At 50.4% G+C, this 1,740-nt stretch carries 1 protein-coding gene and 1 pseudogene; one reads left to right on the forward strand and one right to left on the reverse strand.

All coding sequences use genetic code 11. The annotated features are described in order from the left end of the window. Positions 1 to 1,118 (reverse strand): annotated as a pseudogene (locus BKN05_RS12355) (hypothetical protein); the annotation flags it as partial. A 240-nt stretch (positions 1,119 to 1,358) separates the two neighbouring features. Between BKN05_RS12355 and BKN05_RS12360 the strand changes: the two are divergent. Further along, complete coding sequence (locus BKN05_RS12360) at positions 1,359 to 1,658, forward strand: peptidase M23 (protein ID WP_201810194.1); 300 nt, start codon at positions 1,359 to 1,361, stop codon at positions 1,656 to 1,658. Positions 1,659 to 1,740 lie beyond the last annotated feature (82 nt).

Below are 1,740 nucleotides of genomic sequence, written 5' to 3' on the forward strand. Positions count from 1 at the left end.
GGCTTGGCATCTTTGCCGTCTTGCCCCTTTGCACCGTCTTTTCCGGCAGCACCATCCTTTCCTGCGGCACCATCTTTGCCCTTCGGGATGACAATCTTTTGACCGTTGGTGAACTCGACGACGATATTGCCTTGTGCATCGTCGTACTGCTTTTTGATTTTCAGGTCTTCACCTGGAGGGCCCGCCGGACCCCGCTGTCCAGGTTGACCCTGTGGACCTGGCTTACCCTGTGGGCCTTGCAAGCCTGGTTCACCTTGTGGGCCCGGCTTACCCTCACTGCCCGGAGGGCCTGCCGGGCCTGCAGGTCCGCGATCACCTTGCGGACCGGTCTCTCCATCTTTACCCGGGGTACCTGGAGGGCCCGCTGGGCCTGGACGGCCAGGAACGCCCTGTGGACCGATTGGGCCACGAGGCCCTTGTAGTCCCTTTTTCTCTTCTTCGGTGCAATTCTCTTTTCGAATTGGCGAAAGTTCACCAAATACCGTTAGTTCGCCAGAAAGAGCCTCTTGAACTTCTTTCTTTACAATGCCAGCGAAGTTTAAAGACCCAACTTTTGCTTCAAACTGTACAGTCTTACCATCAAGCACATCACTTGTATGGGCTTGCTCATTTGTCAACGTACCTGTCGCAATTTGCACATTTTGACCGTCGTAGCTGGCGTAAATTTTAACCTTCTTACCCGGTTCAATCACCAGAGACATATTGTTGACTGAGACGCCATCGATCTTCATTTGGCCCATACCCTGAATGTTTCCATCCAAGATCCGGTTTTGATCATCCAATCGAACCGCCGTTGCATTTTTGTCTCCACGAAAGCTAACGCTCAGTTCGCCATTTTCACCAGCTGGCTTAACTGGACCATCAGCTGGATCAAATTTTGCTTTTTGCTCGTTCGGGATACTCCACGAGAAAGCACTAAATTTAACTGAGTAGTCCTCAATCGGACACAGCTGATCAGCTGATGTTACTGCAGCATTATGCACACCATTTTCCTGCGCATGTGCAGTATTGATTGGGGTCAACAGCCCCAGGCTCAGTGCGAAAACTGCGCATGCAGTTACGCCAACTGACTTCTTTCTAGCCACGATGTGGTCTCCGGGTTTCTCTTCAAAAGCCAAGTGCATCACCACTTATGTGGGTACACAAACTCTATTTTGCGTCTGCGAAATAGATTCGGAAACAACTAAACACTGAATCGATTCAGAAAACAACAGAATTGATAATGGTCTTCATTACATAAATACAATTTTTTGCATGTTATATAGCGTGCAAAAAGCTTTCCCAGTGCATTGCTTTATTGAAATCATGCAACCAAACCCGATGTAGCCAAGATCACTTCCTATGACTAAACTATCCCCATGGATACCGCAGGCTCACTAGAACCACTAACTTTTTACGACGCCGCCAAATGGGTTTACCAACGCCGCGGCAAACTTTCCGGCGCTGCTGAAACTGAAACCTGGTGGCTTTTCGCCCCGGCAACCCCAGAACCCGGCAAAGGCCCCATAATGGTCAACCGCAAGACTAATGAGCTCGAACAGCTCGGATCGCTACCCAAGGAGTGGAAACCGCGGTTGGAAGCGTTCAAAAAAGAAGGGCCCACCCCACTCTCCATTCCGGAAGAGTTTTACGGTGAGCCAGAAGAAATCTCGCTATAACCCCCGCTATAGCACTGTGCCCGAAGTGGCGCACCTGGTCTGCGGTGCAAAATGACCTTCACTCGCACAAGCCCTAAGTCTT

Origin of the sequence: Corynebacterium sp. S5S1 (genome assembly GCF_001913985.1) — a bacterium.
Classification (GTDB): Bacteria; Actinomycetota; Actinomycetes; order Mycobacteriales; family Mycobacteriaceae; genus Corynebacterium; species Corynebacterium marquesiae.